The organism is Vibrio anguillarum (assembly GCF_003390515.1).
GTDB lineage: Bacteria > Pseudomonadota > Gammaproteobacteria > Enterobacterales > Vibrionaceae > Vibrio > Vibrio anguillarum.
This window is the reverse complement of the sequence record NZ_CP031478.1, coordinates 865361-890411: the sequence shown is the minus strand read 5'-3', so window position 1 is coordinate 890411 and position 25051 is coordinate 865361. Positions and strand designations below refer to the sequence as shown.

The 25051-nt window shown below is 42.7% G+C and carries 26 protein-coding genes; 11 read left to right on the top strand and 15 right to left on the bottom strand.

Annotated elements, in window-relative coordinates:
- Positions 1–44: 44 nt before the first annotated feature.
- A complete protein-coding gene (locus DD616_RS03725; RefSeq protein ID WP_017044942.1) occupies positions 45–1079 on the top strand; it encodes an ABC transporter substrate-binding protein in 1035 nt (344 codons plus the stop codon).
- Between the two features lie 72 nt (positions 1080–1151).
- Here the strand turns inward: DD616_RS03725 and DD616_RS03720 are convergent, their stop codons facing one another.
- Together DD616_RS03720 and DD616_RS03715 are read right to left on the bottom strand one after the other, a co-directional pair.
- Positions 1152–2123, bottom strand: a complete 972-nt coding sequence (locus tag DD616_RS03720) for a ParB/RepB/Spo0J family partition protein (RefSeq protein ID WP_208871478.1) — start codon at positions 2121–2123, stop codon at positions 1152–1154.
- A gap of 7 nt (positions 2124–2130) precedes the next feature.
- The gene (locus DD616_RS03715) at positions 2131–3348 is read right to left on the bottom strand and encodes a ParA family protein (protein ID WP_026027506.1); all 1218 of its coding nucleotides are present in this window, start codon (positions 3346–3348) and stop codon (positions 2131–2133) included.
- A 1229-nt stretch (positions 3349–4577) separates the two neighbouring features.
- On the opposite strand from DD616_RS03715, the gene DD616_RS03710 reads away from it, so the two are divergent.
- On the top strand, positions 4578–6554 hold the full coding sequence (locus DD616_RS03710; RefSeq protein WP_017043500.1) for a replication initiator protein RctB domain-containing protein: 1977 nt from the start codon (positions 4578–4580) through the stop codon (positions 6552–6554).
- A 198-nt stretch (positions 6555–6752) separates the two neighbouring features.
- Here the strand turns inward: DD616_RS03710 and DD616_RS03705 are convergent, their stop codons facing one another.
- The gene (locus DD616_RS03705; protein ID WP_094128629.1) at positions 6753–7208 is read right to left on the bottom strand and encodes a transcriptional regulator; all 456 of its coding nucleotides are present in this window, start codon (positions 7206–7208) and stop codon (positions 6753–6755) included.
- 353 nt (positions 7209–7561) lie between these two features.
- Here DD616_RS03705 and DD616_RS03700 point away from each other — a divergent pair, with 353 nt between their 5' ends.
- The 5 genes from DD616_RS03700 (at position 7562) to DD616_RS03680 (ending at position 11663) form a co-directional block, all read left to right on the top strand.
- On the top strand, positions 7562–7759 hold the full coding sequence (locus DD616_RS03700; RefSeq protein WP_017043498.1) for a PA3496 family putative envelope integrity protein: 198 nt from the start codon (positions 7562–7564) through the stop codon (positions 7757–7759).
- 159 nt (positions 7760–7918) lie between these two features.
- On the top strand, positions 7919–8128 hold the full coding sequence (locus DD616_RS03695; protein WP_017046863.1) for a DUF3283 family protein: 210 nt from the start codon (positions 7919–7921) through the stop codon (positions 8126–8128).
- 89 nt (positions 8129–8217) lie between these two features.
- On the top strand, positions 8218–8934 hold the full coding sequence (locus tag DD616_RS03690; RefSeq protein ID WP_017044945.1) for a YebC/PmpR family DNA-binding transcriptional regulator: 717 nt from the start codon (positions 8218–8220) through the stop codon (positions 8932–8934).
- A 167-nt stretch (positions 8935–9101) separates the two neighbouring features.
- Positions 9102–9965 (top strand): NAD(P)-dependent oxidoreductase, encoded by an 864-nt coding sequence (locus DD616_RS03685; RefSeq protein ID WP_208871477.1) that lies wholly within the window; start codon positions 9102–9104, stop codon positions 9963–9965.
- A 462-nt stretch (positions 9966–10427) separates the two neighbouring features.
- On the top strand, positions 10428–11663 hold the full coding sequence (locus DD616_RS03680; protein WP_237293019.1) for an aromatic amino acid transport family protein: 1236 nt from the start codon (positions 10428–10430) through the stop codon (positions 11661–11663).
- A 35-nt stretch (positions 11664–11698) separates the two neighbouring features.
- On the opposite strand, the gene makE is transcribed toward DD616_RS03680, so the two are convergent.
- The 6 genes from makE to DD616_RS03650 all read right to left on the bottom strand — a co-directional run bounded on the left by makE (position 11699) and on the right by DD616_RS03650 (position 17321).
- Positions 11699–12760, bottom strand: a complete 1062-nt coding sequence (makE, locus tag DD616_RS03675) for an alpha-pore-forming cytotoxin subunit MakE (RefSeq protein ID WP_001076381.1) — start codon at positions 12758–12760, stop codon at positions 11699–11701.
- A 50-nt stretch (positions 12761–12810) separates the two neighbouring features.
- The gene (makA, locus tag DD616_RS03670) at positions 12811–13920 is read right to left on the bottom strand and encodes a cytotoxin MakA (protein WP_017049338.1); all 1110 of its coding nucleotides are present in this window, start codon (positions 13918–13920) and stop codon (positions 12811–12813) included.
- A 12-nt stretch (positions 13921–13932) separates the two neighbouring features.
- Positions 13933–14997 (bottom strand): alpha-pore-forming cytotoxin subunit MakB, encoded by a 1065-nt coding sequence (gene makB / locus DD616_RS03665; protein ID WP_017049337.1) that lies wholly within the window; start codon positions 14995–14997, stop codon positions 13933–13935.
- Between the two features lie 11 nt (positions 14998–15008).
- Entirely contained in the window at positions 15009–15404 is a 396-nt protein-coding gene (gene makC / locus DD616_RS03660) for an alpha-pore-forming tripartite toxin MakABE regulator MakC (RefSeq protein ID WP_013868236.1), read from the bottom strand.
- Positions 15405–15428: 24 nt separating this feature from the next.
- Positions 15429–15809, bottom strand: a complete 381-nt coding sequence (gene makD / locus DD616_RS03655; protein WP_208871475.1) for an alpha-pore-forming tripartite toxin MakABE regulator MakD — start codon at positions 15807–15809, stop codon at positions 15429–15431.
- 624 nt (positions 15810–16433) lie between these two features.
- Positions 16434–17321, bottom strand: a complete 888-nt coding sequence (locus DD616_RS03650) for a LysR family transcriptional regulator (protein WP_105976924.1) — start codon at positions 17319–17321, stop codon at positions 16434–16436.
- A 125-nt stretch (positions 17322–17446) separates the two neighbouring features.
- Between DD616_RS03650 and DD616_RS03645 the strand changes: the two genes are divergently transcribed.
- The 3 genes from DD616_RS03645 to DD616_RS03635 all read left to right on the top strand — a co-directional run bounded on the left by DD616_RS03645 (position 17447) and on the right by DD616_RS03635 (position 19428).
- Entirely contained in the window at positions 17447–18085 is a 639-nt protein-coding gene (locus DD616_RS03645) for an NAD(P)-dependent oxidoreductase (protein ID WP_208871474.1), read from the top strand.
- Between the two features lie 115 nt (positions 18086–18200).
- Complete coding sequence (locus DD616_RS03640) at positions 18201–18923, top strand: sulfite exporter TauE/SafE family protein (protein WP_013868241.1); 723 nt, start codon at positions 18201–18203, stop codon at positions 18921–18923.
- Positions 18924–18996: 73 nt separating this feature from the next.
- Positions 18997–19428 carry a YccF domain-containing protein gene (locus DD616_RS03635; protein ID WP_208871679.1) on the top strand — a complete coding sequence of 144 codons (432 nt, stop codon included), beginning with the start codon at positions 18997–18999 and terminating at the stop codon, positions 19426–19428.
- A gap of 79 nt (positions 19429–19507) precedes the next feature.
- Here DD616_RS03635 and DD616_RS03630 read toward each other — a convergent pair whose 3' ends face one another.
- The 5 genes from DD616_RS03630 to DD616_RS03610 form a co-directional block, all read right to left on the bottom strand.
- Complete coding sequence (locus DD616_RS03630; protein WP_208871678.1) at positions 19508–20374, bottom strand: glycerol kinase; 867 nt, start codon at positions 20372–20374, stop codon at positions 19508–19510.
- Between the two features lie 184 nt (positions 20375–20558).
- Complete coding sequence (locus DD616_RS03625) at positions 20559–20966, bottom strand: hypothetical protein (protein ID WP_208871473.1); 408 nt, start codon at positions 20964–20966, stop codon at positions 20559–20561.
- Complete coding sequence (locus DD616_RS03620; RefSeq protein WP_208871472.1) at positions 20963–21454, bottom strand: methylated-DNA--[protein]-cysteine S-methyltransferase; 492 nt, start codon at positions 21452–21454, stop codon at positions 20963–20965. The genes DD616_RS03625 and DD616_RS03620 overlap by 4 nt, the downstream gene beginning before the upstream one ends.
- 1 nt (position 21455) lies before the next feature.
- Positions 21456–22820, bottom strand: a complete 1365-nt coding sequence (locus DD616_RS03615) for a DNA-3-methyladenine glycosylase 2 family protein (RefSeq protein ID WP_370685847.1) — start codon at positions 22818–22820, stop codon at positions 21456–21458.
- 166 nt (positions 22821–22986) lie between these two features.
- On the bottom strand, positions 22987–23877 hold the full coding sequence (locus DD616_RS03610; RefSeq protein ID WP_013868248.1) for a LysR family transcriptional regulator: 891 nt from the start codon (positions 23875–23877) through the stop codon (positions 22987–22989).
- A gap of 148 nt (positions 23878–24025) precedes the next feature.
- Here DD616_RS03610 and DD616_RS03605 point away from each other — a divergent pair, with 148 nt between their 5' ends.
- Positions 24026–24385 carry a MaoP family protein gene (locus tag DD616_RS03605; RefSeq protein WP_013868249.1) on the top strand — a complete coding sequence of 120 codons (360 nt, stop codon included), beginning with the start codon at positions 24026–24028 and terminating at the stop codon, positions 24383–24385.
- A 266-nt stretch (positions 24386–24651) separates the two neighbouring features.
- Here the strand turns inward: DD616_RS03605 and DD616_RS03600 are convergent, their stop codons facing one another.
- Entirely contained in the window at positions 24652–24903 is a 252-nt protein-coding gene (locus DD616_RS03600) for a DUF3081 domain-containing protein (RefSeq protein WP_017044957.1), read from the bottom strand.
- Positions 24904–25051: the final 148 nt, after the last annotated feature.

The following is a 25051-nucleotide window of genomic DNA, read 5'->3' as shown; positions in this document are numbered from 1 at the left end:
TACACCCCAGTACACTTCTGGGCTATTTAAGGAATTCAAATGCAATGAAAACTTTCATCAAAGGATTGGTTTTGGCAGCAGCTCTAACTTCTTCACACGTAAGCGCAGACAACAAAACACTCAACGTTTATGCATGGGGAGGATATCTTCCAGAAAAATCCCTCAAGCAGTTTGAGCAGCAGGAAGGGGTAACGATTAACTATTCGACCTTTGAAAATAACGAGTCAATGTATACCAAGCTCAAGTTGCTCAAAGGTGGCGGTTATGATGTGGTTTTTGCCTCAGCGTATTTCATTGAAAAAATGGGACGTGAAGGGTTACTAACCGAGCTGGATCATGCACAAATCCCGAACATGAAAGATGCCATGCCTTCACTACTCGGCCAAGCACACGATCCCAAAAATAGTTATTCCCTGCCCTATATTTGGGGGATCACTGGCCTCAGCTATAACGAAGCATTAGTACCAGAAGGTGTCTCTCGCTGGGCTGATTTGTGGGATAAGAAATATAGCCAACAAGTGATGTTGATTGACGATATTCGCGATGTCTTTGGTATGGCGCTGATCTTAAATGGCTTCAGTATTAATACAAAAAATGAAAAAGAGATTGAAAAAGCCTACCAATCATTGGTCGCATTAAAAGATAATGTACTGTTGTATAACTCTGATGCGCCACATGTGCCTTATGTCTCAGGTGAAGCAGCGTTAGGGATGCAATGGAACGGGAATGCCTACCAAGGCCAAGTTGAGATGCCAGAGCTAAAATTTGTAATGCCGGAAGAAGGCGCAGTCTTGTGGATGGATAACTTTACTATTCCATCAGGCAGCAACAACAAAGCGTTGGCGCATAAATTCATCAACTTCATGTATCAAGCAGAGAACCAAGCTGAGATTGTGAATAGCTTAGGTTATGCATCGGCAACAAAAAGTGGCCGAGCGTTGCTTCCAGCAGAACTTCGCGACAATCCAACGATTTTTCCAGCCGATGAAGATATGGCTAAAGGGGAATTCATTAATGATGTTGGGCCTGAAGCGCTCGCTATCTACGAAAAATACTGGCAGCGTTTAAGAAATCAATAGATTCGAACTGAATAGACTTAGTTACTAAAAAACCCGCCGTGGCGGGTTTTTTATTCTTTACATGATGGATGCTTAATCAAGCTTAGATTGGATAAAATCTAATATTTCTTGCACCGTAGCATCATCCACCTTTTTCAAATTAAGCGCTAAATTACTGCCTTTACGACTGTAACTTGCGCGACCTTTGATCAGATCAATTTTTACATGCTCAGTGCGTTTAGGTGGCAACAACTCTTGTATCCAAGACTCAATTGTCTCTGTGACTTCTTTCGTCAATCGGGCAACACCTTGTACGCTACTACGCTGCCAAACAAATCCATCTTCAGATTGACACTTTTCCAACAAATTTGCTTGTTGCTTTGCATCGAGTTCATTAAATTGTTTATGCAATTTAACTATGGTTGGACGACCTAATTCAACCACATTTGGATAAGCTTGCAACAGCTCAAGTGGCAAAGCCGCTGCTTTTAGAGCACCACTTACTAGGGCCTCACTGCACTGAAATATCTTGGCTAAAGCTTTTTGGTCTTCCGCTTCACCGTTATCCAGCTTCGCTTGCATCTCTTTACCCTTCTCATAAAGAGAAAGCGGCTTGTGCGCGTTTGCCACATCCGAAAGAAACTTCGCATGTTCCGAGTTTATGTCTTCAGCGACATAAACCAAAAATTCTTTACCCGCCAAGATACAAGACATTCGACGACGGCTGCCATCAAGGACTTCAATTTTTCCCCCAGCGGTTTTACGACCAACCGCAGGATATTGCTGACCACGCTCGCGTAATGTACTCAATACATCAGATAGAGCATGCTCATTCAGAAAAGCTTGTTCACGCGCATTCTGCGTAAAAACAATCGTCTTTTCCGCTACTTGATCTGCGGGAATCCTGACCAGTTCGAAAGTGACTAACTCTTCTCCCGCAACCGCCAATTCGATGATTTGCGCTTGTTCTTTCGCTGCCGTTTGGGCTTCTTGCGGGGTGGTTGCACGTCGCTTATTCGCTTTACCAAACAGTTTCGCATTTAGTTCAGACGTTTTAATTGCCATGTTTTACTTACCCCTGATTTAGTGATGACCAATGACTGTGAAGCACTCTCTCAAGCTCCAGTGCACTTTTTTGCACAGCGTCTTGCGCAGTCGCTAGCGTCTTTTTACCACCTTCAAAATCGCTGGTGGTGAGATCAAAAACAGTGCTGTAGGTGTCAGCACAGGTTTCAAATGCTCGGCTACGCGGAATCGTCGCCATCATGACTTGATCACCCAACAGGTAATTCATTTCCGTTAATACCGAGACTTGCTTTTTATTATCATCTTCAAACATCGTCGGCATCAAACGTACAAATTCTAACCCTTTCCAATCTTCTGGAAACATTTCATAAACCGTAGGAAGGTGTTGAAAGAAATTGACGGTTGACGCCCAATCTAATCGCTTAGCTGCGCACGGGATCAGTAATGCATTGGAAGCGTACATTGCATTCCATACCAATGGATCAACGTGTGGGCCAGTATCAATCATAATGATGTCAAAATCATCGCCAATCTTATCGATAAGTTTCTCTTTCAGCAGTCGAACAATATCAAGCGATTGGTTTTGCGAAAGATACTGCCACGCTTCTGCGTTAAACATTGCATCTTCAGGAAATGCAGAGATGGTTTTTAAATTGGGATATTGGGTTGGCAACATCACGTTCTTATGTAAGAACGCCTTGTCCACTTCAGTGTCTTCAGGCACGTTGTCTAACATAATATCAACGGCAGAATAGATATTACTGTGCTCTGATAAACTTATTTGCGGGTTGAGAAATAACCGTAATGAACCTTGCGGATCTAAGTCAATCAAGCAGATACGGTAACGCTGATCCAAATTCAGGGCGAGGCACGCGGCTAGATGGACAGCCGTCATTGATTTACCTGTCCCCCCCTTTTGGTTCTGAACATTGATGACCCAAGGCTTATGATCACCATGCTTTTTCCTTTGGTGGAACTTAGGCACACCAGCGGCATCCATGAGCATGTGGGCTTCCGCTAAAGAAATTGAATAGTGATTTGCATTGTTTTTAGTAAATTGATGGCCAGCTTGTTCCATTTTGGAAATGGCATCATCTAGCTTACGGCGTGTTAAGCCTGAACGAGTTTCCATTAGCGCTTTTGACATCGCTGGGAAATGGTCATCACTACGTTCTTCTAAAACAATTTCAATTCGGTCAGCTTGCACCTGTTGAGTTTGCTCGGCGAGCTGGTAGAGATTCGCTATGGTTTGTTCTCTTTTCATTGCCAAATTCCATAATAAGTACCTAACGCAGATTGTACAGCAAACAATTTAATACTCAACAAAAAGGTGAACATTCACTTTTAGATTAATATCACAATAAATAGAAAAATATATCGGAATTTAATGAATTGACCTCATTATGGTCATCATTTTTCCTTAAATAATGGGCAACTTAGTCCATTATTTATTTGAACATTAAAAATATTACAACGTAACTTATTTACATTGTAAATGAGCTTAAAATACCCGGAACGATTAGAGAAGCAGCATAATTTACGGTATGTGTCATTTGGAATGATGTTCCCCCTGCAGATCAATTAAATAATCGCAGAACATGAATAATAATAACTAGAGCGACAGGGCAGGGGAAACTTATCCTTTTCGTCAGGGTACCAGGACGCATGATCAAGGCTAACATGATGATCATGCGTCCGAAGAGATCCCTCGCCACAGGAACAATGATCAAGAGGAATTAGCGCCTTCCTTATCAGCAAATAATCAGAAAACAAATGGATCTTCATCGGATCAATGATCAAGTGTGATTTAAGCTCGGAAGCATGTAAAAATAGCGCATAATTACGGGTGATTGCAGATGGAGTAGGGGCTGAGCAAGATACCTAGTACATAACAAGTAAAATTTAAAACACACCAAATAACAAAACCTTCTTCAATACGCTCTTGATCATGCTTTCGACACACTCTCACTCCTTATAATAGAAGCCGTTAGAAGAGTTATTTGTCATTTCAATTCGTGTTTATGCCAAAATCGACTTTGAAAGAACATTTAATGCACTTCCTTGATCATCTTTCCAAAGAAAAACCAAGCCCATATTCTTCATCTAGCTCAAATAAAATAATCACTTCAACTCATCATGTGGATAAGTTGTGCATGAGCCATGATCATGCTTTAAGAAAGTGTTTGATCATTGATTCAGTCGTCTGATGATCATCGTTCGGAATGTGATTGATCATGCTTTCTTCTCTACAATGATCATGTTTTCAGTTTTCTATGATCATGCTTCTGAAGGGGATTTTTTTTTATCCCTATAAAACAATCAATTAGGCTGCTCATTAAGGCCTGATCATTAGATCATATAAGCAATATAGATCAGAATAATCAAAAAGATCAGTTATTTAAAAGCAATAAGTTTTTCTTTATTTATGATCTCTTTTTCTTTATTCTATTGGAACTATAGCGATATTACGGCTAGTGTGATACGGATCTAATAATGAACGCAGACGAAAAAATATTGATCAAAGCACCAAGGAGCCACAAAGATGGGCATCTTTTTGAAGTTTCAGAAACTGCTGTTGATTGGGTTGATCAATACCAACATTTTAAAGGTGTTACCAAAAGTATCGTTGAACTTCTTAACCTGATCTCATTAAGAGGTTTCCGCAGCCAAGATGGGTTAGTCTCAACAACAGAGTTAATTGAAGCAACCGATGGCCAATTGACCAGAGCGGCTATTCAGCAACGGCTGCGTGCTGCAGTAAGTATTGGTTTATTTAAACAGATCCCGGTGAGATTTGAAGAAGGTTTAGCTGGCAAGACAATGCTGCATAAATTTGTTAACCCAAATAAGCTCATCTCTGTGCTTGGTTCAACCAGTCTGGTAACTGAATCAGTAAAACAGACAGAAAAACGCAAGCGTTCAAAAGCGCTGGCTCAAACTCAGGTCAATAAGCGTTTGTTGACAGAACATGGGCTAAATATTCCACCAGCGATGAAAGACGAAGCGGATCAGTTTGTGGTTTCACCCACCAATTGGGCTGGGATCATTGATCAAGCATTAGCTCCACCGAGAACTCGTAAAAGCTACCAGAAATCAATGGTATCGATTTCTGGTACCCGTGCGATCATTGAAACTCGTTCTTCCAAAAATATCATGACAGTGGATGATCTAATGACCCTGTTTGCACTGTTCACCTTAACGGTGCAATACCACGATCATCACCAAGAAGATTACCAACTTAATACCAAACACACACCGAATAAAACCCCATTGTACATTACTGACATTTTGTCGCTTCGCGGTAAAAAAGATAGTGGCCCAGCAAGAGATTCTATTCGCGATAGTATTGATCGGATTGAATTTACAGACTTCCAACTGCATGAGTTAACCGGCCGTTGGCTGAGTGAAAATATGCCAGAAGGATTTAAGAGTGATCGTTTTCGGTTCCTAGCAAGAACGATCACCGCTTCTGAAGAAGCGCCAACGGAAGGGGCTGATGGTGAAATTAGGATCAAACCTAATTTGTACATTTTGGTGTGGGAGCCTTCATTCTACGAAGAGTTACTCACTCGCGATTACTTTTTCTTGTTTCCACCAGAGATCCTAAAGCAGCATACGTTGGTCTTCCAACTCTACTCCTATTTTCGCAGTCGCATGTCGCGTCGCCATACCGACAGCATGCTACTGAGTGAATTGAACCAAAAGTTGGCCCGTAATATCGAATGGCGTCGTTTTTCGATGGATCTTGTCCGTGAGCTAAAACGATTATCGGAAGGAAAGGGCAGCGATTCGTTATTTGTCGTGAATCTTTGGGGCTATCATTTGACGGTCACCACACTGGTGGATAAAGAAAAAGTGATGGATTACCAAGTCGACATTAAGTGCGATGTGGAAGAAGTCCTGCGCTACTCGCGCGCTCGTACCACCAATGCAGGTAAACGCAACATGGCTCCAACGTTGCCTAACCCACTGCGCAATGAGATGGTTTCTAAGCAAAAATTAGAAGAACTTTCTGAGATCATTGATGGTGAATTTGAACCGATTCAACGTAAAGCACCGTCTCCAAAGGGTAAGCTAGGACGAAGAGTCAAGCAGCGCAAACACCTAGTAGAGATCAATGCCGATGAAATTACGATTACCTTATCTAAATATACCTCTCCAGAGGCCCTAGAACGCAGTATAACGGCGTTATCAGCAATGACTGGACATCCACCATCCTCTATCAAGGAAGAGTGTACAGAGCTGATTGATAAGCTGGATTGGCTGAGGGTTGGAAATGAGGCGATCTCTTATGAGACGTTAAGTAAATTGATCGAGCTCTATAACACGAAAAACGAGAATAAACATTTATCGATCGAACGTTTGATCTCGGGTCTCGCGGTACGCCGCAAAGTGTGCAAGCAAGTGTACGAGGGGCATTTAGATGAATCCGTATTCCGGGCACTTGATGAAGTCGCTATTGGTATTTAAAAGGTATTTAAAACCAATTTACAACACAACCTTGACATGTAGCTGACATTTTGTTTTAGAAGGTTCGTTAGTATAGAAAACGAATAGACAACCTTTTGTCCTATCTGATGAATTAATAGATTGGCTCATATATGTTTTTAGCGAGTTATATAACTCGCTATTTTTTTATCTGTTGATCCCTGTGATCCCTGCAATCAATTAATACCCTCGCTTTATACCTTGATCATCGTTCCACGCGTAGTATGCAAGAAATCGAACATGAGCATCAATTAAACTTCGGGATAAGGCCTCATCAACGTGCTGTTGATTGAGATGCTCCAAACTCAGTACCATCAACTGCTGCATCCGTTTTATACACCAAGATTTTAACTCAATTTCACTACTCGGCTCCGAGACGCAACGCTGAAAACGAGCGTAAGCAAGCTGCAGATATTGGAAGGCAAGCTCACCGTCAATGAGCTTGTAGTACTCATATTGGCGCAGGCAAGCATCAAGCCAACAAGCAATTGCTTTACTTTGATCATCACTTAGATCCGGCCCCCAGATCTCTTGTGGAGCATTAAGGATCAGAGGTTGTAATTGAGCCACCTGATCATAGCGCTTGTTCAGATGCCATTGATGGATCTCGGTTAACCAGTCGTGAAGCTTACACATCCCGTCTTACCTACAACTTTAAATGCATTAACTACAGTCTGGTGCATTTAAAGCTTATTTGCCAAACAGAAATGGGGAACCATGTGCTAAAAATCAGCACATTGAAAGAGCGTGGGATAGGGGATTTCGATAGTATGCAACAGAATAAAATGAGCGCTAAAACGCTTGAATTCATGCATGCAATATTTAAATTTAGCCTCGTCTAGCAAGGTTGGCAAAGTAATATTAATAGTTTTAAAAATAAGGTTTCTAAACCATCGCCAAAATCACAATATGGACGAAATATGCTTAACAAATCAAATGTCGTTTGCTACAGATTACATGTCCCTTACGTGGTTTGTTCGGAGGTAACAATGTCCATAAATTCTATTGACCATGACGAAATGACTGATATTGCAAATAAGTGGGACTTCACGGAAGAAGTAGAAACTCAAAAACCAGTTAAAAACCTTAAATCAGCCGAAGCTCGCCGTCGTATTGAAGCATTAAGAGAGATTCGAGAAAGTGGTTTAACCATTGAAGAAGCGAAGGAGCTAGGCATACTTCACTGACGAGTTCTCACCATTAATCCCCTAAGGGTGGCGCATAGCCACCCTTTATATTTTCCAATTTTCTTGATTTCATACCGATAAATTGCACATTTATGCTCTTAATTTTCCTATGTCCTATGCTATATTTCGTGCCACGTATTTACCGATCTAGGCTAACTCATGTCCTTCAACCTATCTTTACTTGCCGCTGAAGAGAAAAACAAAGTAGAGCTCGATAAACAAGCTTCCTTTCTTGTTTGGAAACTCAAGCAAGGAAAAGCAGGGCCTGAAGCGATCACTCAGCAGCAGTCTAAAATTGCCAGTGAGGCCGAAAAAGAGTGGTTTTTACAATCGGTGAACAAATACAAAAGAGTGATGGGTGTTGCGTAGCATTCATGTCTTTGCTAAGTGGAAAATTGAAATGATCCCACTTTTTGCTAAAATCCCTCGCGTTAAATTGAATTAGAGAGATCATCCCTATGGGAAGAAGTTTTGAAGTGCGCAAAGCCTCAATGGCGAAAACTCAAGGCGCAAAAATTAAAGTCTATTCCAAATACGGTAAAGAAATTTACATGTGTGCGAAAAATGGTGGTTCGGACCCAGACATGAACTTGTCTTTGCGCCACCTGATCACAAAAGCGAAGAAAGACCAAGTTCCAGGCCACGTTATTGATAAAGCGCTAGATAAAGCCAGTGGTGGTGGTGGTGAAGACTACCAACCTGCTCGTTACGAAGGTTTTGGCCCTGGCGGCGCAAGTGTTATCGTTGACTGCTTAACAGATAACGGCAACCGTACGTTCCAAGATGTGCGTCAATGCTTTGTTAAAACGGGTGCGAAAATTGGTACTCCAGGTACCGTATCACACATGTTTGATCACCAAGCGGTATTTCAGTTCAAAGGGGATGATGAAGATTCTATCCTTGAAGCACTGATGATGGATGATGTCGATGTGACGGATGTTGAACTGGAAGATGGTGTGATCACTGTATTTGCACCTAACACTGAATTCTTCAAAGTGAAAACATCGCTAAATAATCAGTTCCCTGATTTGACTATCGATGTGGAAGAAATCACATTCGTTCCACAAACACACACACCGGTTACGGGCGAAGAGGCGGAGAAATTCCAGAAATTCCTCGACATGCTAGATGACTGTGATGATGTTCAGCAGGTTTACCATAACGCTGAGCTGTAATAGAGCGAATTAATGAGAAGCCGAGTGATTGACTCGGCTTTTTTTTATCTGTGCATTGCTAACCGTGGTCTTATTCATAGAGAATGACGCAAGGATACATACAGCCCACACTCAGTTACGTGTGTTCGTCCGTTTGGGCTGCTGGGTAATAATAAAAGGAGAAGTTAATGAAAGTCAGTTTTATTGGATTAGGGGTTATGGGATACCCTATGGCTGGACATCTAAAAAACGCAGGATTTGATGTTAGCGTCTACAACCGCACTCAAGCTAAAGCGCAGCAGTGGGCACAGCAGCATCATGGGCATGCAGCGCAAACAGTCGCAGAGTGCGTGCAAGATGCCGATGTGGTTTTAACCTGCGTTGGCAATGATGATGATGTCCGTAGCATGACGACCAGTGACGGCGGCGCGATAAGGGCGATGAAACGCGGCGCAATTTTGGTTGATCACACCACCACATCGGCACTGTTAGCCGAAGAGCTGGCGTCTGCGGCTCATAAAGCGGGCATTCGCTTTATGGATGCTCCTGTTTCTGGTGGCCAAGCAGGGGCTGAAAATGGTGTGCTAACCATTATGTGTGGTGGAGATGCCGAACTGTTTGAGCAGCTGCAACCCGTATTTCGTGCTTATGGCAAGTCATCGGTGCTGATGGGGAAAGCAGGGCAAGGACAACGCGCAAAAATGGTCAATCAAATTTGCATTGCTGGCGTATTAAATGGCCTGTCGGAAGGATTGATCTTAGCGGAAAAGTCAGGGTTAGATATTGGCGTTTTGGTTGATTGTTTGAAAAATGGAGCCGCAGGTTCATGGCAGATGGAAAACCGCGCTGTGAATATGTCAATAGGTAAGTTTGATTACGGCTTTGCCATTGATTGGATGATCAAAGACTTGGGCTTTTGTTTGGATGAAGCGCAACGAAACGATCTAAAATTGCCGATGACAGAAAAAACTTATCATGCTTACCAAGCCTTGTCTGAGCAAGGTGAGGGAAGAATGGATACTTCTATCCTTATCAAAGCCGTTAATTCATAAATATCACAGCTCAGAGATAGACTCAATTGGCCCTATTTAGGGCCATTTACACTGTAAACCTATAAATCGATTCCTATTTATCTTCTGGCCCCGCATACCTACAGTGTCTATCTGTGTGCCTCTTTTTGAAAAATAATTGTATAAAACCATGATCGCCTACCGATTAGGGAGGACAAATGTCCTTCATTTTTGTTTGCTGTGCGTGACAGTGCTGGATAAATCGTCAGCTAATTACATTTACTGAAAAATCTTAAAATTTGGTTTTTAGTTTCAATAAAATAACATAAAACCAGTTTAATATGCTGTTAATTTGGTGTTTCCATGGTTTTCAATCCAAGCCAAGCCCCTTGATTATAGTGATTATGACCAAGGTCTCAAAATGATCATAATGATTAATAGGAGTAGGATTCGCGACATTATTATTTTTATATAAGTGAAAAAGCAGTGAAAGACACTAAGGAAATGGCTCATTTTAGTCATGTTCAGATTTCCAATTGGACTAAACACGACACCTATTGGCTACTCAGTTTATTTGGTACGGCCGTTGGGGCTGGCATTCTATTTTTGCCAATCAACATTGGGTTAGGTGGTTTCTGGCCATTAGTGTTAATGGTCTTACTCGCTTTTCCGATGACTTATCTCTCTCATCGTGGTCTTGCTCGTTTTGTTCTCTCATCGCGCCGTCCTAATGCCGATTTTACCGACGTTGTTGAAGAACACTTTGGCCAAAGGGCTGGTCGCTTGATCTCTTTGCTGTATTTCCTCTCTATTTTCCCAATCTTACTGATTTACGGTGTCGGTCTAACTAACACGGTTGATAGCTTTTTGGTTAATCAAGCGCAGATGGTCGCTCCCCCTCGGGTGCTACTTTCTGGTGGCTTAGTCTTTGCGTTAATTGCCATTATGCTGGGTGGTGAGAAGATCATGTTGCGCGCTTTTGCTGTTATGGTTTATCCATTGGCGGCTATTTTATTATTTCTCTCGCTCTATTTGATCCCGTATTGGTCAGTGCCGTCATTAGTCTTGCCGCAAACGAGTGATTTCTTACACACAGTGTGGTTAGCCATTCCTGTCGTGGTGTTTTCTTTTAGCCACGCAGCGGCGATCTCAAGTTTTGCCAATGTTCAACGTCGTCATTATGGCGCGCTAGCGGATAAAAAATCAGAGCAGATTCTGCGTTACACCAGTCTTGTATTGATTCTGTTTGTCTTGTTGTTCGTGTTCTCTTGCGTATTGGCTTTATCACCAGAGGCATTGCAAGAAGCAAAAGTGCAAAATATTTCAGTGCTGACTTACCTTGCCAATGTCACAGATAATCCCTTCATCGCCACTCTAGGCCCTTTAGTGGCGTTTATTGCCATTACCTCTTCCTTTTTAGGGCATTTCCTTGGTGCGCGAGAAAGCCTGACAGGGCTGTTGTGTAAAAACTTTGGCCTGTCACTGCGTCTTGCTGGGCGACTCACCATTGCGATTTTGTTTGTCACTATTTGGATTGTCGCGATACTCAACCCCAGCATTCTGGGAATGATGGAAGCGTTTTCAGGCCCCGTGATCGCTATGATTCTGTTTATTATGCCGATGATTGCTGTATTCAAAGTGCCATCGCTGGCGAAGTATCAACAGCAGGTGAGTACACCCTTTGTCATGGCAATAGGGTTATTGGCGGTATCGGCATTGCTTTATAACTTGCTCAATTAAATCAGCCATTGGCTCCGTCACTGGAGCCAAATCAATTACTTGATTTGAGCTTTTGTTATTTGAGGTTGTGCATTATTGAGCGTTGATGCTACCTCCAGAATATCTTGCCACTCATTGTAAGCTGATTGGTACCAAACTTGCTCCAGAATGACCGCTTGTGAATCTTGTGCTTTGGTAAGGTTAGAAACGACGTTGTTGGTTTCATTGTATAAACTGAGCACTGTGGTTTGTAGTGTATCTAAGGATCGGCTGATCGCCGCACAATCGTTGTTAACTTGATCGACACTTAGCAATAGGGCATTGAGAGACGCGATTTGTTGTTGATCTTGAGAGAGCGTTTGTTGATCGTGGTTGATGGTATTTAAAGATGATTGGATATCGCTTTGCAGGCTAGATATTTCACTTTGTGCTTCTACAATAGAGCTAACACCAAACCCTGCCAATATCAAAGAACCTCCCAGTGTAAACGGAGCAAGCACCACGCCAAAAATCGTTTCAAATATCCCTTTCTTACGCTGCGATTGAGCATTCGCAATGGCGGTTTTAAATGCTGCTATCTGCTGTTTCATTAGATCAATTTGGGCGTTAGTGGCGATAATTTCTGCTTGGATGGAAACTTCTTCTTGCTGGATCTGTGCAATAGTTTGTTGCAATGTGTTATGAGCATCTTCCACTTGGCGAGCCCAAGCATTCAATCCCTCATCATAACGTTTTATATTTGATGTAAGACTTTGAATCGGATTTTGTAATGTTAAGATTAATGAAGTGAGCTGCTGTAGTTGGGCGGTATCAAAACGGGTTTCTAGTGCTTTGAATAACGTTAAAATTTGAACATTAGAATCTTTGAATGTATTCGCAATGGAAAGAACACTGTCCATAATGTCATTTGAAAAATATAAATTACCACTCAAACGCCATTGTCGTACCAGTTTTTGCACCGCATTTAAATTTTGTTCTACCTGAGCATACCAATGTTCTGCATTGCCTTGATCAATATAAGTTTCAACAACGCCTTGGCATGCAGAATTTAGTAACACCATAGCGCTAATAGATGCAGGAATGTCGGTTTGAAGTTGCTCGCTGGCTGATTGATTCATGATGGTCCTCGAAAAAGAATAAAAGGGGGCGTAACCCCCTTTAGTAATGTTTAAGCTGCTTGTTTTACTGCAGGTGCTAACTCTTTCGTTTCGATAGCTATTTTTGCGCTAGCTAGCTGTTTAGCAAGTTCAACCGCATCATCCCATTCGTTTTTCGCTGCGTCAGACATCACTTTTTCCATAATAATGCTCTGCATGGATGCACCATTATTAAGCTTGGTTACTACATCATCTAACTCGTTACCAAAGACAGTCCACGTCGTTTCAAAATCAGATAATACTGATGTCGATGTTTCAATCGCTGAAACGACGGCGCTACTGGCATTGGAAAGCCCCTGTAAAGCGATAATCTGTTGTTGATCTTCAGCTTTTTGCTTTTGTTCTTGCGCGATGCTGTCGTAGTCATCATCAATTTGATTTTGTAATACGCCCCACGTAACACCACCAGCAATAATCGATGCCGCGCCAACGGCTGCGATACCGCCGGAGACTACAGCTGCGGTACCAGCGGTTGCGATGGTAAGCGCAACGCCTGCGACGAGCATAAAGATGCCAACACCAACCGCAACTTGTGCATAGACTAGATCTTTATTCAGTTTCTCAATGGCTGCACGATTGTTGTCTATTGCGTTATTCATACTTTCAATATCTGTTTGTAAATCGATAATTGTTTTTTGAATATTGGTCGCACCATTGACTAAGTCATCATGTGCTGCTTGCATTTTCACCCCCCAATCAGAGAGTTCCTTATTCATCCCTTTGACTGTGGCTTCGATACCGCTGACTTGAGAAGATAGGGCGGTCATAATCTGTGAAGCTTGCTGAACCGTCGTATTGTCTTTGCCACTTGCTGTTGGATCCGCTTTATATAACTCATGAATGGCATCGATTGATGCTTGGAAAGTGGCGTCAAAATTAATTACGCTGGAGGGAATCGATGCTGATACTTGTGGTCCCAAATCGTCAATCCATTGCTTAGCAACCAATTTGGCTGAGTCTAATTTTTTACTCAGGTCATCAAACCAATCTGGTTTTACCGTAGGTGGCGTAAATTGTGTGTTTAAAATGGCATGGCACTGCGCTGTGATGACTGTGGTTGCCAAAAATGCAGATTGAGTGGTTTGCTGTGTTGGGTTCAACTGAGTAACTTGTTGTGACATTGCGTATCTCCTTTACTGTTCTTGAATGGTGTTATTTAGTGTGTTGACTAAAACGGGTTTTCCAACGTTTGGCGGTAAACTAATGAGTTGCACAAATTCTGAAATGGTTTTCCATGAGGCTGAAGCAATCTTGATGGTTTGCAAATCAGTCAATAGGGCTGGGTCTGAACCGCTTTGTAAGGCGTTGATCAGTTCGTTTACCTTGTCTAATTCGTCTTGCCATAACAATGAAAGTGCTGGCAAGTTATCATCAATCTTTAGGAATTCTTCGCTCATGTTGCTGAGGGTTTGAATAATGGCTTTAGTAATGGCAGCCGCTTGTGCTTCTTCACTGGCTAGTGTTTGTAATTGAGTGAGTTTGTCTAAATCTTGTTGTACCTCTTTCGCGCTCGATATTGTGCTGTATGCACTGTAACCAACCGTGAATAGCGCACCAGCAAAGGAAAGGAATGGTACAGACGTCGTTGCTCCCATTACGACACCGTAGGAAATAGTGACCATACTTTGTATGTAAGCTTTTCCTGCTCTTAATTGGGCCGCCGTGACATTGGCTCCTAAACTGGCAATGGATTGCGATAGAGAGCCTATCTCTGTTGCAATGCGTACCATTGCTTGTTCTTCGCTCGCAAGTTCATTCCAGCCATCTTGAATGCTGGATGCGAGCAGCTCCTCTGCATTTTTCGCTTGGCTGTAAGATTTCGTGAAAACTTGCTGAGCTTCATTTGTTAACGTGATATTTTGCTTTAACGTTTTTTGCAATAATTGTAAGCATTCAATCCATTGCTTCGTACTTGTTATCGCCTTACTGTTTTGTGCGCAGGCATCGAACGTGGTCTGATAATTAATAAACGATGTAATAATTTGCGCAAAAATTTTAGGCTTTTGTTGCATAAACTCATTCATTACCGCTCTTAAGATCTCAGTCCTGCTTCGAACTTCTACGAGCCAGTTTGGATCTTTTGCTACATGGCCAATAAAGAGAGAGTTGCACGTTGCATCGTAGTTACTAATACCTAAAAAATCAGTATATACGTCGGTCAGCATATTTAATGCGGTATCAACATTTGGGCTTAACATGAGTTCGCCCTCTACAGTGAAATAACGAGGAAAGGATCAAACGTTAATCTTGCACCATCAATAGACAAGGTCGCATTGTATTGTTGTGTGCTAGCTTGTCCTTGCGCTTCAACTCGGCCTTCCCAGAATTCATCACCGCTTAGTCCTTGTTTAGTGGGTATACAAACTCTGTCATTTATCATTTGCCCATTAAACTCGACAATATCAACTTCATTGTCTGGTGAAATAGCGACAACTCGCCAGCATAATAATTGACCGTCTTTACAGGCTGTTTTTAACTCAGCTTGGCCTTCATTACCCGAGCCCATATATTTATTTGTATCAATGAGATAAATGTTACTTTGCAGATCTCGACTTGCAAGCGCTGCTGCTGCATCTACGACCATGAGTATTTCTACTTTTTTCATACAATGTTCCTTATTTAGATGGAGTTATTGAACTTCGAGATAAGGTGAAAAATTCATTGTTATTCCGTTTATTGAAAGAGAAATGGTATATAGGTAACGCCCAGTATCCCCGCGAGTCTGAACTCTGCCTTCCCACGCGTCATTAACAGGGCTTGGTAAGCAAGCTTTTTGATCAATCATGTCACCAGAGAATCCCGTTATATTGACTTCGTCATCTGGCGAAATGGCGCAGCTACGCCAGCAAATAAACTGACCATCTTGAGATACCGTGTGGAGTTGGCACGTTCCTTCATCCCAAGAGCCAAGCCATTGGTTACTATCAATTAAGTAAACGTTATCCATTAAGCTCGTGGTTGCTAATGATCCGGCACAATCAACCACGATAAGTATTTCTATTTTTTTCATTCAATACCTACTGACGTTTATTTATGGATCCACAGAATATCACTGTACTGATTTAACCATTTCGAATGGTTTTTTGGTTATATTTATTAAATCTTATTGATATTAGTGTTGATATTTACATGTTTATAATCTTTATGTGGCTAAATATAGTTAGTGATTTCAGTTAATCAAGGTTGCATAACTAATATGTACATATCAGTATGTAAATAAAATGATTTTATAATGATATTCATAGATAGATCTTAAGTTTAATTTCATTTTTGTTATTTATTAAGCACTTAATTTGCTAGCTTAATCATGTTTTTGTGTGAGATATTGAAAGGGATAATAAACGCTCATTTACTTGATGAAATTTTTATTTCAGGGTTAAATGATGATTTCAACAATACTGGTTATTTTTACTAATAGTATTAAGTAACTTATCAACATTTATTGTTGATTGTTTTAGTGTAAGTAAAAATATATTTTTATTTTTACTTAACTTTTTAATAGGTAGATAGTATGTCTGTGAGATAAATGAGGTCATCTACAATATTAATTATAGATAATTTCATTTTTGGCATTAACGCTATGTTTAATCTAGCTAATAATATTGATTAAATTATTAGCTAGAATGACTTAACGCTAAGCGATGAGATCGTTTTTCCAGCTTTGAGCGATGAAATCAATGAATTGGCGAACCAATGGGGTTTGATAGCTACGAGAAAGATACACAGCCCATAGTGCGCTGCTTGGGCTGTGAAACTCTGGCAAAACGCGTACTAGTGTTCCTGAGGCGATAAAGACATTTGCAAGATCGCATGGTAGCCGTACGATGCCTTTGTGATGTAGGGCAGCACGGCATAAAATTTCCATATCATTAGCGCGGATGTTGCCATTCACGGTGACAGAGAGCTGTTCATTGTCTTTAACCACATCCCACTTGTTATTACTCATGTGCACAAAGCAGTTGTGCTGGGTTAAGTCATTGGGTGTATTGATAGGAGGGTGTTGGTTGAGATAGCTAGGGGAAGCGCATATGACGGTGCCGACGCTCATTAAACGGCGAGCGATGAGCGTATCATCCGGCTGTTGGGTAAAACGCAGGGCAATATCCACGCGTTCATCGACCAGTTGTGAAAGGCGATCTGAAGCGACAATGTCAATTAACACATTGGGGTGTCGTTGCGTGAAGTCTTCAACAACGGCCAATAACATGTTTTGAGCAAGGCCTATCGGCGCGGCAATGCGAATGGTACCGTTTAAGAGTTGTGACTGTTCCAACGCCTGTGTTTCGAGTTCGGCAGTTTGGTGCAAAATTTGTTCGCAACGGATTAAAGCCTCTTCACCGGCGGTGGTTAGGCTGACTTTGCGTGTCGTGCGGTGCAGTAACCTCTGCTTTAACCAATCCTCAACTTCTTGGACATGACGTGACACTTGTAATCGACTTAAGCTCAAGTTGTCTGCGGCTTTGGTAAAACTGGCAGTATTTGCCACTTCGATAAAACTGCGCATGGCGGTTAGTCTGTCCATGGTAGGCCTTTATTAGATACGAATATTGATACAATCTACATCATTTTTGGGTGTTTTTCCTCCTTCGTTTAACTACTAGACTACAATTGTTGTCGAGAAACAGAAACCGAATGAGGAAATAAATTATGAAAATTGCAGTATTAGGCGCATCAGGTTGGATTGGTAGTCACATTGTCAATGAAGCAAAAGCACGGGGCCACGAAGTGGTAGCGTTAGTGCGTGATCCAAGTAAAGTTGATGCTGAAGGCGTTAGCGTTCAGTCATTTGACTTACAACAGCCTTTGTCAAAAATTAGCGCTGCGTTAGCTGGTGTTGATGTCGTGATCGCTTCTATCGGCGGACGTGCAGCTGGCAACCACGATATTGTTGCAGCTACAGCGCAAAAACTGCTGTCGGATCTACCGCAAGTGGGTGTGGATCGCCTACTGTGGGTTGGTGGTGCGGGTTCATTGGAAGTCGCTCCCGGTATCAAATTGGTGACCGTAGAAGGTTTCCCTGAAGAGTACAAAGGGGAAGCATTAGCGCAAGGCGAAGCGTTGGATCTCTTCCGTGCGAGTACAAGCAAGGTTAATTGGACATTTGTTAGCCCGGCCGCTGAGATTTTTCCGGGTGAGAAACAAGGTGCTTACCGTGTGGGCGGTGACGCTCTATTGTCTGATGCTGAAGGTAACAGCAAAATCTCAGTCAGTGATTATGCCCTCGCGATGATCGATGAGTTAGAAAGTGCCGCTCACCCTCGTCAACGTATTGGTGTTGCTTACTGATACCAGACCGATAGATCCATTTGGCTATTCTCTTGATCGAAAATTGCTGATAACGTGAACGAAGTAATGCTCTCTATGGGCATTACTTTTCTTTGTTTCGCTTATAGGCATTTTAATGGAAATGTTCAGTAGTACGGCGCTTATCGCCATGTTTCTTATTTTCTTGGGTTCATTTGTGCAAACGGCGATTGGTTTTGGTTTGGCGATCGTCGCAGCGCCCTTGCTGTTCTTGATCTCCGCCGATTACGTTCCTGCCCCCATTTGTATCGTGGCGCTGTTTATTTCTATCTTGAACGCCTTAAAGCATCGCTCGAACATTGAGCTCGGCGGTTTAAAAATGGCGCTGATTGGTCGCGTTCCCGGTTCAATTGCGGGCGGTATCCTTCTGGTTTTAGTCTCGACGGATGTACTGGCGTTATGGCTTGGTTTATTGGTGTTATTTGCCGTGGCTGTTAGTTTATTGCCGTATCGCATCGAACCTACCCCGATAAAAATGGGTATTGCGGGTTTTTTCTCCGGCTTCTTTGGCACCAGTTCCGCGATTGGTGGGCCGCCGATGGCGTTGATCCTACAGCATCAAGAAGCGAATCAGTTGCGTGGTAATCTTTCGGCATTTTTTGTGTTTAGCTCGATCATCTCTTTGATCATTCAAATACCGGCAGGTTTTCTGACGTTGCATCATTTATGGATAACGATTCCGCTTATCCCCTCAGCTTGGTTGGGCTATAAGTTGGCGATGATGACCACGCAATCACTGCCCAAAGATAACATCCGTTTCGCTGCGTTGCTGCTTTGTACGATAAGCGGCGTTACGGCGGTATGGCATGGTTTAGCCTAGCGTTAATCTTCCGTTCAGGTCATGCAATGATACTGAAAGGGTTTATGGATCTATTTTGTACGGAGTAGTAGTGATGAGAACAATCGGCAATATTATTTGGTTTTTACTGGGCGGAGTGTTTATGGGGCTCGCTTGGTGGTTTTTTGGTCTCCTTGCCTTTATCAGCATTATTGGCATTCCATGGGGGCGTGTTTGCTTTGTTATCGGTAACTTTTCGTTTTTTCCTTTTGGACAAGAGGCGATTTCCCGTGATGAATTGACCAATCAGCAAGATATTGGTACCAGCCCATTTGGCTTAATCGGCAATGTGATTTGGTTTGTTTTCGCTGGTTTTTGGTTAGCCGTTGGTCATATTTTATCGGCGGTGGCGTGTTTTATTACCATCATTGGCATCCCTTTCGCACTACAGCATTTGAAACTCGCGGTTATTTCTTTGGCTCCGATTGGTAAAACCATCGTTCCGAAAGAAGAGGCGGCTAGAGCTCGCTATTCTTCTTATCGTTAATATAGGTTTTATTTTTTGCCCCTTTTCTCTCGTGTTGCTCTCTCAGTGACGAGAGGAAGGGGGCATCTTGCCAACGCGATTAATACGCTTTAATCCCAAACTCTCGCAGTTTTCTGGGCAGAATGTCATCTAACTGCGCAATGTCTTGCGGGTGAATATTAATCAGAGCAAAGCCGTGATCGTGGTAAATCGCTTGAGTTTGTAAGCGCGTTTTTTCGTCGGTTGCGCCACTATCTGAACCCCAATATTGTAAATAGACTTTCCCTGTTGGCAGATAAAAATCACACATCACATCAGCTTCTATCGGCAACTGACGCTCATAAGCGTGGACGACGCCCGCCAAATAGAGCCAATTATCGATCAATAATTCGCCGGTTGAGCGAACATAGTGGCCATCTAAGGTGCGATGTTTTGCCTCAAATTTTTGGCGAAAGTGGGACAATGATTTATCGGTCGATTGGCTGTGAGCCTCTTGCCCTAAAAATTCGACAATGGATTGTTTCAGACGTTTATGGCGAGTCACCGTATCATGCCAAACAACAAATAATTGCTCAGAAGCTTTGTCTTCACGTTGCTGGGCGCCAGCTCTGAGCCCAGCCTCCGTTACTTGCCAGCCTTTTTCTGTTTTAGATATCCAGCCTAACTCACTCAATAGTTGATTTATTTTTTTGGGGTTGAGCCTGAAATGATCGCCAAGCTGAGTGGCACTTAACGTCTTTCCGCTGGTGGCTTGTGTGTCGACGAGCAAGTTTTCCGGCCAGACAATAAATTGGCCATATTGCGTGTGCTGGGCGTATTCGCCGCCAAATTTTGCTCCCAGTTCTGTTAATACCCACTTGTTGTCGAAGCGGTTAATGTACCCTGCTTTTTGGAGGTTACTGAATAGTTGTTTAGCATCTGTATTACGCAATTTAGCCAGTGCTGAGGTTGACAGTTTTTCTGCCATCATTATCTCCTTATTTCACGAGATCCATTCAATTCAACAGTCTGATATCTCTACCTTACTTGAATTTTGGGTAAATGACAGAGCGAGTGTGTGCGATGGTTTTTAAAATAGATAAAAGCTTAATTTTTGAGCTTAGGCGCGGGTAAACATGAGTGAGTAGAACTGGTCATTGCGTTAACGCGAGTTATTGGCTCGCGTTTTCTACTCCAGACGGTTTGGCTTCAACATTGCCTGTTTTTACCCATACGTTACTCAATTTATACATGGCGCAGACACTGCATGTGAGCACTTCTCCTTTGCCATGGATCACAAGCACGATATCTTCTCGTTTTTCTTTCGAGTTATTGCGTAGCTGGATCGTCAGTTGATTACCATCTACGCTGTAAGCGCGAGACCAGTGCTGAGTTTCAGATTCAGCACGTACAACACCCTCTTCGAAAATCAATAAGTCATCATTGAACTGGTTGTCATAAGACCCTTTGAACTCATAAGTTTCACGGTTTAACCAACGTTCAAGGTCATCTTGAAAACAGCCTTGCAAAGTGGCTATAAGGACGAGAATACTGATTGATTTTGCCGTAGATCTTATCATGTTGCTGCAACCTCTGTTGTTGTTCGCTCAAGTTCTAATAAGCTCGCTTTACGGTTTAAGCCCCCCGCATAGCCAGTGAGTTTACCACTTTTTCCGATCACTCTATGGCAAGGAACGATGATCGAAATTGGATTTCTACCATTGGCCAAGCCGACAGCCCTTACGGCTTTGGGGTTACCGATCGCCTCTGCAATCTGTTGGTAGTTCCAAGTTTCGCCATAAGGTATCTTGCATAATGCTTGCCACACAGATTGTTGGAACTCGGTGCCTTTTGCCGCTAAAGGTAAAGTAAATATAGTCCGTTTCCCGGAAAAGTACTCATCTAACTGTTTGATAGTATTGATGAGTATAGTGCACTGTTCGGATTTTACCCCTAACTCTGTTGGCATGGTGGTTTCGGTTTCAAACCAAGCCCCCAATAAACCCTGCTCGCAGGCTTGCAATGTCATGATTCCTAAGGGGCTGTGATAGTGGGTGAAGCTATTCATATTAGTAATTCCAACAGTGAAAGGTGGCGTAACTTCCCCAAGGTGAAACCTTGTCTGCGTTCAGCTCAGGAAAATGGCTTAAGGCCTTCTTAACCACCAAATCAGTGTCTAGAAAGCAATCTGAATCGGACTGACCTCTTAACCTAGCGTAGTTTACGGTCCACGGCCCAATACCTTTTAGTGAAAGCCAAGCATCCACATCGGCTTCAGGGTGTTGGCACATGAATTGAGCAAAGCGTGTTAAGGTCTCTTTTCGGCTGTGTGGCATCTTTAAAAAGTGCAAGTCAAGCTGTGCGATTTGTTCCGGGCTTGGAAAGTAACTGCTCGTATTTTGAGCTGGGTTCACCGCATCGACTAACAGGTTGAGCTGGCTAATGGCTGCTTTTATCGAAACTTGTTGACCTAAAATAGCTCTGACTCCCGCTTCCCAACAATTCCAAACGCCGGGAATACGGATTCCTGAACGAGTGACTAAACCCGGAGCGCAGTCTTCCAAATAGGCCTCGATGTGGCTGATGTCGGCTTCGAGGTCAAATAGGCGGCGTAGTTTTGCCACCAAGTAACGCAGTTTGGTGATGTCTTGCAACTCGAATTCAACCTCTAAATGGGTCTCAGAGGTTAAGCTGGCACGAAACCAGCCAGTCGTATTGTGTATGTTGAAGGTGCGTTGATAATGATTGTTACTGACCTGTTCAATGGCGTTTACTGCACGTAATCGATAGAAATCTAGCATATGTTGCCAATCGAAAGGGCCGCGAAAAGAGAGTGTTAATAGGTTTTTTGTCATCAATGCAGTTTTAGATTGCCGCACTTGGCTGGGGGTCAGTTGCAACGTTTTGATAAACGCATCGTTAAAGCGGCGGGTACTGTTGAACCCACAAGCGAATCCTATATCGGTAATGGACAGAGCACTGGAATGCAACAACTGCTTAGCAAACATCAACTGATGGTACTGAGCATATTGTTTCGGTGACACTCCTAAATGAGTTTGAAACAGTTGTCGTAGGTAGCGGTCACTGATCCCCAAACGTTCGGCAAATTGAGCCAGATTGCTCGATTGTAATTCACCTTGCTCAATAAGCTTGATTGCACGCAAGAAGGTGGTTTCAACTCCTTTCCATGCCCAAGAATGAGGTGCACTGTCTGGGCGGCAACGCAGGCATGGCCGATAACCCGCTCGTAGAGCCAGTGCGGAGTTGGCGAAGTATTCAACATTCTTTTCTTTTGGCAGGGTTGCCGGACATATTGGGCGACAAAAGATGTTGGTTGTTTTGACGGCAACGAAAAATCGTCCATCAAATCGCGGATCACGGCTAGTGCGAGCTTGTTGGCATTGTTCTTTATCGAGTTCCATCCATAGTGCCATTTGGTATAACGAGCCTTATGCAGTTTTTATTAAGCTAAGTGTATGCATGAATTCTGTCGATACTAGCCATTTTCGGAACTGGATGGCTTTTTCTGCGGCTTCTCTTGAAAAAGGATATTCATAACGCTGTATTCAATACCCGCTACAGCGTTATGAATTTGTTGGGTCAGTCGAGAATGACCTCGCCCGCTTGTTGTAATGAGTAAGCACTACTAGGGTTGATGTTTTTGACTAACTTTTCCACTTGCATAATGGCTTCTATCGATGAGCTGTTTTTTCGGTAGCTGAGGAAGATGGGACGCTGCCAATCTTCCACATTGTCAATTCGATACAATTGGCCAGAGTGGATAAAAGGTTCAACAAGTGAAGTAGGAAGGTAAGCGCTTCCCCCTTTTTCTAAAATGAAATCAAGTGCGATACGAGCGGTCGAGGTGCGTAAATAGGGGGTTGGCGTCTTCGGATGTCGCTCAGCATGCTCGGAAGCGAAACGGCTTCCCCAATCGACGTACACGTATTTATTATCAAAGGCGGTTTCCAATGTGTCAGGACGCGTCGAAACCAACACAAGTACTAAATCTGCGACTTTTTTGCAGTTTAGCTCTTCGGCTTTAATTGGGTCAAAGGCAAACGCCATATCTAAGGTACGCTCCAGTAGGCTGCGGTTGAGCTGCTCGCGCCCCATAACTTCCGCCATAAAGCCATAACCGCTAAAAGCATCAGTCACAACGCTTAAACAGTTTTGTAGATGAGCATCCCAAACGTTGGGCGTTCCCCCTAATGTCAGCTGTAAAGCTCGGCCATTTTCCAAAGAGAGCTCAAACTTGGCTTGTTGCAAGGTTGCCACCATCACTTCGGCATAGCCAACGAGTCGTTCTCCTGCCGATGTGAGCTTTATGTTGTTGCGATCACGCGTAAACAGTTGAGCATCAAAATAATTTTCTAATTGCTTGATGCGTGCACTGACGGCGGCTTGGGTCAAATAAAGGTTTTCAGCTGCTCGCCCAAAATGACGTACTTTGGCGAGTTCGAGAAAAGTGCGAAAAACTTTTACATCCATATTAAATCCTCTGAAATTACCCCGTCAGATTAACAAGGAAGTGCAATTATGACGATAAAAAATTTTTGTTTTTCTTTTCGGAGATTTACGCCTAATTTTCGCGTGATCTATCGCTACATGGTAGTAGCGCCATTCACATGAGGTTGATATGTCTGAGACTGAATTCCGTCACGGAAAAAAACGTTTTTACGACAATACAAAGTTTCCACGAGGCTTTGCTAAGTCTGGTGATTTTACTCTTGCAGAAGAAGAACTTCTCGCCATTTATGGTGGTACCATGCTTGGTCTTGAATCTGGTGAACTCACGCCAGAGAATGCCGAAGAAGCTCATTTTGTTAAGGCGATTGAAAACCCAGGTAAAGCGAAATCTAAGTTAGAGCGTGTCTGGTTAAAATACACTCAACTTGCTCGTGGTCGTAAGCGTTTCCATACGTTGAACGGTCGCAATAAACCTGAAAGTGGTGATGACTATAATGATGAAGAAGTTAGCTTAACGGAAGAAGATTAATCTGTATCTCTAATGCAGGATCTTAAGCCGTAATTTGGTCAGCTTTCTCATTTATTTCTTCAGCCTTATTGTCTCAATAAGGCTGACAAACTTGCTCGCATCGCCTTTCATATAAGAGATCTCTGTGCAAAAGAGTGTGACTCAATCAAGATGAGAAAAGTGCTTTCGCTCAAAGCCCTAGTATTGATGACTCACTCGGGCTTTGCATTATCGCCACTCTGCTCATTTGGTCGCGCTTAGCCAATCCATGAGCTGGGTCAACACCGCTACTTAGCCAAAATGGCTACTTTTTTCAAAAAGCTGTCGCGTAGATGCTCTTGGTCATAATCGAGATGGTAGGTATTGTGGAAGCCAACTTTTAGCTCCACACCATTTCCTCGCATGTAAATGTTATAGCCGTCATAGTCTGAAAAAGCTTCGATACCTTCATAGATTTTCCCGAACTCAGTCGGTGTACCATGCGCCATTACTGTTTCATAAGCATGGAGAATTTTCGCGGGTTCAAGTTCGTTTTTCATGGCATTTGCTCCTTTCTTGCTTGTTACTCCAAGTATGGGTAATGAATGCACGCTTCGCCAGATAGTGGAGTGATAGCGACTCAAACTTTACTTAATTTTATAGATGAATTTTTATCTCATTTGGTTATAGCATGTGCCGTATTAGTTA

Bases quoted from the DNA above. Each gene is read 5' to 3' on its own strand.
- DD616_RS03705 (WP_094128629.1), bottom strand. From the start codon at position 7,208: ATGTGTAAGCTTCACGACTGGTTAACCGAGATCCATCAATGGCATCTG.
- DD616_RS03615 (WP_370685847.1), bottom strand. From the start codon at position 22,820: ATGGCACTATGGATGGAACTCGATAAAGAACAATGCCAACAAGCTCGC.
- makB (WP_017049337.1), bottom strand. From the start codon at position 14,997: ATGTTAAGCCCAAATGTTGATACCGCATTAAATATGCTGACCGACGTA.
- DD616_RS03690 (WP_017044945.1), top strand. From the start codon at position 8,218: ATGGGAAGAAGTTTTGAAGTGCGCAAAGCCTCAATGGCGAAAACTCAA.
- DD616_RS03725 (WP_017044942.1), top strand. From the start codon at position 45: ATGAAAACTTTCATCAAAGGATTGGTTTTGGCAGCAGCTCTAACTTCT.
- makE (WP_001076381.1), bottom strand. From the start codon at position 12,760: ATGAATCAATCAGCCAGCGAGCAACTTCAAACCGACATTCCTGCATCT.
- DD616_RS03640 (WP_013868241.1), top strand. From the start codon at position 18,201: ATGGAAATGTTCAGTAGTACGGCGCTTATCGCCATGTTTCTTATTTTC.
- makD (WP_208871475.1), bottom strand. From the start codon at position 15,809: ATGAAAAAAATAGAAATACTTATCGTGGTTGATTGTGCCGGATCATTA.
- DD616_RS03600 (WP_017044957.1), bottom strand. From the start codon at position 24,903: ATGAAAAACGAACTTGAACCCGCGAAAATTCTCCATGCTTATGAAACA.
- DD616_RS03620 (WP_208871472.1), bottom strand. From the start codon at position 21,454: ATGAATAGCTTCACCCACTATCACAGCCCCTTAGGAATCATGACATTG.
- DD616_RS03650 (WP_105976924.1), bottom strand. From the start codon at position 17,321: ATGGACAGACTAACCGCCATGCGCAGTTTTATCGAAGTGGCAAATACT.
- DD616_RS03695 (WP_017046863.1), top strand. From the start codon at position 7,919: ATGTCCTTCAACCTATCTTTACTTGCCGCTGAAGAGAAAAACAAAGTA.
- DD616_RS03720 (WP_208871478.1), bottom strand. From the start codon at position 2,123: ATGGCAATTAAAACGTCTGAACTAAATGCGAAACTGTTTGGTAAAGCG.
- DD616_RS03645 (WP_208871474.1), top strand. From the start codon at position 17,447: ATGAAAATTGCAGTATTAGGCGCATCAGGTTGGATTGGTAGTCACATT.
- makC (WP_013868236.1), bottom strand. From the start codon at position 15,404: ATGAAAAAAGTAGAAATACTCATGGTCGTAGATGCAGCAGCAGCGCTT.
- DD616_RS03710 (WP_017043500.1), top strand. From the start codon at position 4,578: ATGAACGCAGACGAAAAAATATTGATCAAAGCACCAAGGAGCCACAAA.
- DD616_RS03610 (WP_013868248.1), bottom strand. From the start codon at position 23,877: ATGGATGTAAAAGTTTTTCGCACTTTTCTCGAACTCGCCAAAGTACGT.
- DD616_RS03635 (WP_208871679.1), top strand. From the start codon at position 18,997: ATGAGAACAATCGGCAATATTATTTGGTTTTTACTGGGCGGAGTGTTT.
- DD616_RS03680 (WP_237293019.1), top strand. From the start codon at position 10,428: ATGGCTCATTTTAGTCATGTTCAGATTTCCAATTGGACTAAACACGAC.
- DD616_RS03605 (WP_013868249.1), top strand. From the start codon at position 24,026: ATGTCTGAGACTGAATTCCGTCACGGAAAAAAACGTTTTTACGACAAT.
- DD616_RS03630 (WP_208871678.1), bottom strand. From the start codon at position 20,374: ATGGCAGAAAAACTGTCAACCTCAGCACTGGCTAAATTGCGTAATACA.
- DD616_RS03700 (WP_017043498.1), top strand. From the start codon at position 7,562: ATGTCCATAAATTCTATTGACCATGACGAAATGACTGATATTGCAAAT.
- DD616_RS03625 (WP_208871473.1), bottom strand. From the start codon at position 20,966: ATGATAAGATCTACGGCAAAATCAATCAGTATTCTCGTCCTTATAGCC.
- DD616_RS03685 (WP_208871477.1), top strand. From the start codon at position 9,102: ATGAAAGTCAGTTTTATTGGATTAGGGGTTATGGGATACCCTATGGCT.
- DD616_RS03715 (WP_026027506.1), bottom strand. From the start codon at position 3,348: ATGAAAAGAGAACAAACCATAGCGAATCTCTACCAGCTCGCCGAGCAA.
- makA (WP_017049338.1), bottom strand. From the start codon at position 13,920: ATGTCACAACAAGTTACTCAGTTGAACCCAACACAGCAAACCACTCAA.